Origin of the sequence: Protofrankia sp. Cas3, from assembly GCF_963555955.1 — a bacterium.
In the GTDB taxonomy this organism is placed as follows: Bacteria; Actinomycetota; Actinomycetes; order Frankiales; family Frankiaceae; genus Protofrankia.
On record NZ_CAUVXP010000199.1, the window covers coordinates 1 to 8,739 of the forward strand.

An 8,739-nucleotide genomic window follows, 5' to 3' on the forward strand; every position below is an offset into this window, starting at 1 on the left:
GGGCTGCGGCATCTGACCGAGTCCGTCGTCGCGTCCATGCCGGCGGGGGCGGCGGTGTGCTGCGTCGGCTCGACGTCGGCGGCCGGCTGGCTGCAACGGCTCGAGCTGTCGGCCGAGCTGCTGACAACCGCCGGGTTCGACGAGGCCCGCCGCTGGTGCGAGGCGAACGTCGACCGGCTCGGCTACGTATACGACTTCTCCAAAGAAGCGGTCAACGCCTACACGGCGTTCCGGAACGTCGGCTTCCTCGCCGACGCGAAGGTGCGCATCAACTGCGTCAACCCGGGCAGCACGCGGACCGCGGCGACACCGGAATTCACGAAGGCGGTGAAGGCCAAGGCGCTCGGCGAGGAGCTGTTGAAGAACTACCCGCGGCTGATGGGCCGGCTCGCCCGGCCGGTGGAGCAGGCGTGGCCGCTGGTGTTCCTGAACAGCGAACGGGCCAGCTTCATCACCGGGGCGAGCCTGAACGTCGACGCCGGCCTCGTCGGCGGTCTGGTGACCGGCTGCTTCCCCCCGGTCGTCGCGGCCGCGATGCGGTGGACACCGGTCGCGGGTGCGGCCGCGGCGACGGCCTGACGCGAACGGCCGGCGAGGACAGACAACCTGCAGACAGGGGTCGGCATGGCAGAGAAACGCTGGTTGATTACGGGGGTGTCCACCGGGCTGGGGCGCTGTCTCGCGCAGGCAGCCCTGGCGCGGGGCGACACAGTCGTCGGCACCGTCCGGCGCGACACCCAGCGCGACGAGTTCGAGAAGCTCCACCCTGGCAACGCCCTCGCCGAGATCCTCGACGTGACCAGCAGCGAGGACGCAGTGGCCGCCGTCGTCCGCTCGGCCATCGAACGTGCCGGGCATCTCGACATCGTCGTCAACAACGCCGGGTACGGGCTGATCGGCGCCGTCGAGGAGATCAGCGACGCCGAGGCCCGGCACCAGCTGGAGACCAATTTCTTCGGACCCCTGAAGGTCATCCGCGCGGTGCTCCCCCACCTGCGGTCGCGGCACGGCGGCCATATCGTCAACGTCAGCTCCGTCGCCGGGTTCACCGGCTCCGCGGGATGCGGCCTCTACAACGCTTCGAAGTTCGCCCTCGAAGGGCTGTCCGAGGGGCTGCGGGCGGAGCTGGCTCCGCTCGGGATCGCGGTCACGATCGTGGAGCCGGGGGCGTTCCGGACCGAATGGGCGGGCCGCAGCCTCGTGCAGGGCACGGCACTCATAGCCGACTACGCGTTGGCGTTGAAGGTACGCCGTGGGCTCGCGGGGTCGGACGGCGTCCAACCGGGCGATCCGGTCAAGGCCGCGGCGGCCGTCGTCGACCTCGTCGACTCCGAGCGACCTCCGCTGCGGCTGGTCCTCGGGAAGGACGGTGTAGCCGCCGTCGAACGCAAGCTCGCGTCGGTGCGGACGGAGCTGGAGGCGTGCCGCGACCTCGCCCTGTCCGCTACTTTCGAGCCCCCCGCCGCCAGGCACACCGAGGCGGCCGCCCGATGACCGAGCAACTGGCCGCCCAGACAGCTCCGGGCCGGGATGGAAGCTTCGCCGAGCAGCCGGCGGCGATCATGCGCGATCGGCTCTACCTGGGCGGGCGATGGACCTCCCCTGCCGGCGACGACACCTTCGACGTGGTCTCGCCGTCGACTGAGAAGGCCGTCGGCACCGTGCCGGCGGGTACGCCGGTTGACGTGGACCGGGCCGTGGCCGCGGCCCGTGAGGCCTTCGACGCCGGGCCGTGGCGGTGGGTTTCCCCGACCGAACGCGCCGCCCGCCTGCAGCCGGTGCTGGCCGGGCTGCGCAAGCGGCACGACGAGCTGGTGAGGCTGCTCGTCGGTGAGGTTGGGGTGCCGATCTCGTCGTGTTCGGCGATCGGGGTCGCGCAACCGATCCGGACGTTGGAGTACTACCTCGGCCTGGCCGCCACGTTCCCGTTCGAGGAGACCCGGGGCGGGTTGCGCGGCGCGACGGTGGTGCGGGAGCCGGTCGGGGTGGTGGCGGCGATCGTGCCGTGGAACGCCCCCCTCCGCTCGATCATGAACAAGCTCGCGCCGGCGCTGGTCGCCGGCTGCTCCGTCGTGGTCAAGCCGGCGCCGGAGACCCCGCTGAACGCGTTCGTGCTGGCGGAGGTGCTGGCCGAGGCCGACCTGCCGCCGGGGCTGGTCAGCATCGTGCCCGCCGGCCGGGAGACCGGTGAGCACCTCGTCCGGCATCCGGGCGTGGACAAGGTCGCGTTCACCGGCAGCACCGCCGCCGGCCGGCGGATCATGGCGGCGTGCGCGGAGAATCTCACCCGGGTCGGCTTGGAGCTGGGCGGCAAGTCGGCGGCGATCGTGCTCGACGACGCCGACCTGGACGTCACCGTGCGCCGGCTCACCCCGCTGGTGGTCGGGAACAACGGGCAGGCGTGCACCGCCCAGACCCGGATCCTGGTGTCGCGGGCCCGCCACGACGAGCTGGTCGAGGCCCTCGTCGCCGCGTTCGCCGCCCAGCGGGTCGGCGACCCGTTCGACCCGGCCACCGACGTCGGCCCGCTGGTGTCGAAAGCCCAGTACGAGCGGGTCACCGGCTACCTGGAGATGGCCGCCGCCGAGGGTGCGCGGGTCGCGGTCGGTGGCGGCCGGCCCGCCGGGCTCGACGTCGGCTGGTACGTCGAACCCACGGTGCTCATCGGGGTCGACAACGGGATGCGGGTCGCCCGGGAAGAGATCTTCGGGCCCGTCGCGGTGATGATCCCGTACGACGACGTCGAGCAGGCGATGGCCATCGCGGACGACTCACCGTACGGGCTGGCCGGCTCGGTGTGGACCGGCGACGTCGCCGCCGGGATGGTGGTGGCCCGGCGGATCCGCACCGGCACGTTCAGCGTCAACGGCGCCGCGCAGCCGGTCGAGGCGCCGTTCGGCGGCTTCAAGGGGTCGGGGATCGGCCGCGAGTACGGGCCGGAGGGGCTCGACGCTTTCTGCGAGAAGAAGTCGATCGCCACGAGGCCACTGTGAGTCGCCCCGCCGCCGGTCCAGCATTCCGACCCACCAAACTCACGGACGTCGAGCTGGCGCTGCGTGACCAGGTGCGCGAGTTTCTGGCCGCCGAGCTGCCCCGCGGGACGTTCCGACCTGGCCTCGGTATGAACAGCCCGGCCGACCCGGCGTTCTCCCGGAAGCTGGGCGAACGGGGCTGGCTCGGGATGGCGCTACCGGCCCGCTACGGCGGCGGTGACCGCAGCGCCGTCGAACGGTTCATCGTCACCGAGGAGCTGCTGCGCTGGGGCGCCCCGGTGGCCTACCACTGGGTCGCCGACAGGCAGAGCGGCCCCGTGATCAACCGGTTCGGTACCGAAGTACAGAAGCGACGGTTCCTGCCCGGCATCTGCGCCGGTCGGTTGAGTTTTTCCATCGGCATGAGCGAACCGGACGCCGGCAGCGACCTCGCGGCGATCAAGGCGCGGGCGGTGCGGGTCGACGGCGGCTGGCGGCTATCCGGGACGAAGATCTGGACGACCGGCGCCCACCACAACGACTGGATCATCACGCTGTGCCGGACCGGCGACTCCGCCGAGCGGCACACTGGGCTGAGTCAGCTGCTGGTCGACCTGCACGCCGACGGGGTCGCCGTCCACCCGATCCCGTTCCTCGACGGCAGCACCCACTTCAACGAAGTGGTACTGACCGACGTCTTCGTCGCCGACGACGACGTCCTCGGCGAGATCGGCCACGGCTGGACCCAGACCACCTCGGAACTGGCCTACGAACGCGGCGGCCCGGACCGCTGGCTGTCAAGCTACCTCCTCGTCGAACAGTTCCTGCGAGAGTTCACCGGCACACCCACCGCGGACCGGGCCCACGACCTGCTCGCCCCGGCGGTGGCACGGTGGTGGGCACTGCGCCAGCTCTCGCTGTCGGTGGCCCGCTCGATCGACACCGGCGGCGCCCCGTCGGTGGAATCGGCGCTGGTCAAGGAGATGGCCACCCGCTTCGAGCAGGACGTCATCGCGGCCGTCGAACGGCTCGTCGACCTCGAACCGTCGCCCCGCTCGGCGTCGCTGTTCGAACGGCTGCTCGCCGAGGCGGTCCTCACGGGACCGTCGTTCACCATCCGCGGCGGCACGCTGGAAATCCTCCGTTCCGTCGCCGCCAAGGGGCTCCGGCCATGAGCCGCGGTGGGGTCCCCGCGGGTGGGGTCCGGGTCGCCGCCGAGCCGCGAATCGGGAGAACGCAGTGATCGACTATCCGGGGGTCGACCCCGTCCTGCTTGAGACCGCCGACCGGCTGTTCGCCGCCTGCTGCGACAACCGCCAGCTGCTCGCCGCAGAGGAGGCAGGCTGGGCGAAGGACCTGTGGGAACGCGCCGCGGAGATGGGGCTGCCGTGGATCTCTGTGCCGGAGGACCGCGGCGGTAGCGGCGGCGGACTGCCCGAGGCGCTCGCCGTCCTGCGGGTCGCCGGCCGGCATGGCGCGCCGATCCCGCTGGCGGAGACGGGTGTACTGGCCGGCTGGCTGCTGGCGGGCGCCGGCCTCCCCGTCGACCCGGCCAGCCCGCTGACCGTCGTCCCCGGCCGGGACGGCGACACCCTGCGGCTCGACGGTGGACCGGGCCCCGACGCCCGCCTGACCGGGACTGCTCACCGAGTCCCGTGGGCGCGTGCGGCGGCGCGGATCGTGGCGCTCGTCGGTTCCGACGACGGCTGGCAGGTCGTCGCCGTACCGACAGCCGACGTCGGTGTACGCGTCGAACCCGACGTCAACCTCGCCGGCGAGCCTCGCGACACGGTCCACCTGGACGGCGTCGAGCCTGCGGTCCTCGCACCCGCCGCCGCCGGCGTCGACCCGGATGCCCTGGTGCGCAGGGGCGCACTGGCGCGCGTCATGACGATGGCCGGGGCGTTGGAGGCGATGAGCGAACTGACTCTCGCCTACGCCCACCAGCGCCGGCAGTTCGGCCGGCCCGTCGCCACCTTCCAGGCCGTCCAGCAGCACCTGGTCGTCGTGGCGCAGGAAGCCGCCGTCGTCACCATGGCCGCGACGGTCGCCGCGACGGCGACGGCACGCGCGGACGAGCGCGCAGGTGGCGGCGGTGGGAGCAGTAGCAGCGGCCGTGACGGCGCCTTCGAGGTCGCCGCGGCCAAGCTGCTGGCCAACCAGGCCGCGCACACCGCCACCCGTGCGGCCCACCAGGTGCACGGCGCGATCGGGATGACGCAGGAATACCCGCTGCACCAGCTCAGCCGGCGCCTGTGGTCATGGCGCAAGGAATACGGCGACGACCGCTACTGGACCGTACGGCTCGGCCCGTTGATCGGCGCCGCCGGAGCCGACGGCCTCTACCCCCTCATCGCCGGCGGATAGCCAGCCGACGTCCGGCGTCAGTGGCCGGTGAAGTGCGGCGGGCGCCGCTCGGCGTACGCGGCGACGCCTTCGGTGTAGTCCCCGGTGACCCGCAGCGCCTTCTGCGCCTGGTGTTCCCGCTGCATCGCGGCGGCTGCCCGCGCGGCCAGGTCGCCCCGCAGCGTCCGGCGGACGGCGCGGACCGCCAGCGGCGCGGAGGTGGCGATCTCCGCCGCCCAGCCGTGCGCCGCGGCCCGCAGGTCGGCGGCGTCCACCAGCCGGTCGCACAGGCCGAGCCGGACCGCCTCCTCGCCGCCGACCCGCCGGCCCGTGTAAAGGAGATCCGCTGCCTGCTGCTGGCCGACCAGCGCCGGCAACGTCACGCTCAGCCCGAATCCGGGATGGAATCCCAGCTTGGTGAAGTTCGCCGAAAACCGGGCCTCGGCGCACGTCATCCGGAAGTCCGCGACGAGCGCCAGGCCGAGGCCGCCGCCGATCGCGCCGCCCTGCACCGCGGCCACGATCGGGACGGCCGTGGCGAACAGGCGCCGGGCCTGGTCGTACAACGGGTTGCTGTACCCCATCGGGATCGGGCTGCCGCCGGGAGCGGACGCGCCGAGCTGGGCGCCGGCGCAGAAGTGCCGGCCCTGAGCGCACAGCACGACCGCTCGGCAGGTCTCGTCGGCGTCGAGCGACTCCAGCGCGTCGGCGACGGCGATGACCAGCGCGACGTCGAGGGTATTGTTCGGCGGCCGGCATAGCTCGACCGTCGCCACATGATCGTTTCCGACGGTGACGGCGACGCCCCGGCCGGCGCTCAGTACGGTCATCGTCAGGAACCCATCCGCACGACGGCCTTGGTCATGGTGAATCCGCCGTCGACGTCAATCACCTGGCCGGTGACGTAGCGGGCGGCGTCGGAGGCGAGGAAGACGACGACGTCGGCGATGTCGTCGGCGTGACCGACCCTGCCGAGGGCGGTCTCACCGGCCACGGCGGCCTCGAAGCCGGGTATCTGCCCGGCCCCGTCCGAGAACTCGGTGTCGACGTATCCGGGGGCGACGGCGTTCACCCGGACTCCCCGCGGCCCGTACCGGAAGGCGAGGGTCCTGGTCATGGCGTCGATCGCACCCTTGGTCGCCGCGTAGTCGACCGAGGGGGATATCCCACGCGAGCTTGCCACCGACGACAGGCTGACGATGCTGCCCTGCCCGCGCTTGGCCATGGCCTTCGCGAGGATCCCGGCGACCATGAAGGGGCCGCGGAGGTTGACGGCGAGCAGCGCGTCGAGGTTCTCCTCCTCACCGAGCTTCGCGGCGGGCCGCGCCACGCCCGCGCAGTTCACCAGGACGTCCACCTGCCCGCCGGCGTCGAGCGCCCGGCGGGCCAGCTCGCCGCCGGCGCCGGGGACCGCGAGATCCGACGGCAACACCACGGGATCGTTCAGTTCCTTCGCGATCGCCTCGAGGCGGGCCTCGTCACGTCCCGAGAGGATCACCCGGGCGCCGGCTGCGTCCAACGCCCGGGCGGACGCCTCACCGATGCCGCGGCTCCCCCCGGTCACTAACGCCGTCCTGCCCGCGAGGGCGTCCACCGCATAGGTGCTCATTGCTGCTCCTGCCGAGGGGTTGCGGGATGGGTAGGTGACCGCTGTGCGCTCCGTTCGCGGATGCCCGCGATGAGGAGCTCGAGCGCGAACTCCAGGTACGCGTCCAGTTCAAGCCCGGCCCGTACCGGCGCTACACGTTCCAGTACTGGGAACCCGTCGAGGCGCGAGTCCGGCCGACGTTCCGCAACCGTGCGGGGCCGGCCCTCGAAGCCGGTTACCAGCTTCATGTAGCCGATCCAGTACGACTGGACCGTGCGTTGGGCCAGCACCGCGGTCGCCTCGTCGAGCCCCCCGTCGAGGAGGATGCCGGTAGTGATGTCGGCGAGGCGCACGCCACTTGGGGTGACGTTGTGAACCAGGTAGTCGGCGACACCGGGGCAGTCACGGATAACCACACTCACCATGCGGTGAAGGACCCGGAAGCGGTCCTCCCAGGAGCCTTCGGGCGGCAGCGCCTCGACCTTGTCCAGCACGCGGTCGACGACCAGCCGCAGCAGCGCCTTCCTGGTCGGGACGTGATAGTGGATCGCCATCGTGGTGACGCCGAAATCGCGGGCAAGGCCTCGCATGGTGACCCGGTCGAGGCCGTCCCGGCGCGCGACGCGAATCGCGGCGTCGACGATCCGTCGTTCGCTGAGGGCTCCCGCCGGTCTCGCCGGCGCGGACCTGACCACACCCTGGCCTGCCTGCTCACTCGGTGCGGGTGCCGTCATCAGCCGTCCCCGAGCTGGACCTTGATCGATCCCGTCGCGCGGTCGCCCGCGGCCCGAAACGCCTCGACGGCCTCCTCCAGCGGAAAACGGTGGGTGACAAGCAGGTCGGGCACCTCCGGGGACTGTGCGAGCAGCTGAGCGGCTTCGTCGAAATCCCGACGGCCCTGGTGATACCCGTAGAGCATGGCGGGGACGACGGTCACTTCCTTGGCCGCCAGGGTGGCATCGATCCGCACCGGTGACCAGTAGGTGCCCAGCGCCAACAGCGTGCCACCACGACGGGCTCGCGCCACCGCCATGTCCAGTGAGCTTTGGGTACCTGCCGCGTCGATGACGACGTCGTAGCGGCGGTCAGTGCGGTCGGGGCGGTCAGGATCGAGCGGCTGGCCGCCCGCGCCCAGCGCCTCCCCGGCCATGATCTGGCAGGCATGGCGGGCGATCAGGTCCACCTCGATACCCCGCGCCCGAGCGACCGCAATCGTCAGCAACCCGATCGTGCCGCCGCCGACGACCAGGACCCGCTGCCCGGCGGCGATCGCGATGCGGTTCAGGCCGTGGACGACAACCGCGATCGGTTCCACCAGAGCCGCGGCGCGGGGGTCCACGCCAGCAGGCAGGCGCACGAGCGACGCCGGGTCCACGACCACCTCGTCGGCCATGCCACCGTCGCGCGACACGCCGTACATCCGGCTGATCGCGTGCTGGCACAGGTGGGTCTGCCCGCTGCGGCAGGTGCCGCAGCGGCCGCACTCCACGACCGGGGAGACCGCGACCGCCGTGCCGTCGTCGAGCAGACCCGCGAACTCGTGACCGAGCGTGACCAACCGCGGGCCCTGTTTGATCATGTGCAGGTCACTGCCGCAGATGCCCGCCGACGTGACACGCCGTCGCCCGCCGGCTCCGGCACGTCGACGACCCGAACCCCACCCTCGATGACGTGGACAGCCCTCATCGTCACCCCCTTCCGCCAGCGTTCCCACCAGGCAGGAGCTCCTCGGCACAGGTCGTCGTCGTCTGCTCCAGCCGATGGGGCACCGGTGCATGGGGGTTCCGTAGGCGGCGCCCGGCGCGGGCCGTCGGCACATCGTCAAGGCGGCCG

At 72.2% G+C, this 8,739-nt stretch carries 9 protein-coding genes; 5 read left to right on the forward strand and 4 right to left on the reverse strand.

What is annotated here, in order from left to right:
• The 5 genes from U9983_RS24595 to U9983_RS24615 form a co-directional block, all read left to right on the forward strand.
• Window positions 1-579: SDR family oxidoreductase (locus tag U9983_RS24595; RefSeq protein WP_322756290.1), on the forward strand; the 579-nt coding region annotated here is incomplete at its 5' end.
• A 45-nt stretch (window positions 580-624) separates the two neighbouring features.
• Window positions 625-1,494, forward strand: a complete 870-nt coding sequence (locus U9983_RS24600; protein WP_322756291.1) for an oxidoreductase — start codon at window positions 625-627, stop codon at window positions 1,492-1,494.
• Entirely contained in the window at window positions 1,491-2,993 is a 1,503-nt protein-coding gene (locus tag U9983_RS24605; RefSeq protein WP_322756292.1) for an aldehyde dehydrogenase, read from the forward strand. Before U9983_RS24600 ends, U9983_RS24605 begins: the two co-directional genes overlap by 4 nt.
• Window positions 2,990-4,147 carry an acyl-CoA dehydrogenase family protein gene (locus U9983_RS24610; protein WP_322756293.1) on the forward strand — a complete coding sequence of 386 codons (1,158 nt, stop codon included), beginning with the start codon at window positions 2,990-2,992 and terminating at the stop codon, window positions 4,145-4,147. Before U9983_RS24605 ends, U9983_RS24610 begins: the two co-directional genes overlap by 4 nt.
• Window positions 4,148-4,211: 64 nt before the next feature.
• Window positions 4,212-5,339 (forward strand): acyl-CoA dehydrogenase family protein, encoded by a 1,128-nt coding sequence (locus U9983_RS24615; protein ID WP_322756294.1) that lies wholly within the window; start codon window positions 4,212-4,214, stop codon window positions 5,337-5,339.
• Between the two features lie 17 nt (window positions 5,340-5,356).
• Here U9983_RS24615 and U9983_RS24620 read toward each other — a convergent pair whose 3' ends face one another.
• Genes U9983_RS24620 through U9983_RS24635 form a run of 4 tightly spaced genes read right to left on the reverse strand, consistent with a single transcriptional unit; the run spans window position 5,357 to window position 8,725 of the window.
• Window positions 5,357-6,148, reverse strand: coding sequence for an enoyl-CoA hydratase/isomerase family protein (locus tag U9983_RS24620; protein WP_322756295.1), 792 nt, complete (start codon window positions 6,146-6,148; stop codon window positions 5,357-5,359).
• 2 nt (window positions 6,149-6,150) lie between these two features.
• Window positions 6,151-6,927 carry an SDR family oxidoreductase gene (locus tag U9983_RS24625; RefSeq protein WP_322756296.1) on the reverse strand — a complete coding sequence of 259 codons (777 nt, stop codon included), beginning with the start codon at window positions 6,925-6,927 and terminating at the stop codon, window positions 6,151-6,153.
• Complete coding sequence (locus tag U9983_RS24630; RefSeq protein WP_322756297.1) at window positions 6,924-7,640, reverse strand: TetR/AcrR family transcriptional regulator; 717 nt, start codon at window positions 7,638-7,640, stop codon at window positions 6,924-6,926. The genes U9983_RS24625 and U9983_RS24630 overlap by 4 nt, the downstream gene beginning before the upstream one ends.
• Window positions 7,640-8,725 carry a zinc-dependent alcohol dehydrogenase gene (locus U9983_RS24635; RefSeq protein ID WP_322756298.1) on the reverse strand — a complete coding sequence of 362 codons (1,086 nt, stop codon included), beginning with the start codon at window positions 8,723-8,725 and terminating at the stop codon, window positions 7,640-7,642. The genes U9983_RS24630 and U9983_RS24635 overlap by 1 nt, the downstream gene beginning before the upstream one ends.
• Window positions 8,726-8,739: the final 14 nt, after the last annotated feature.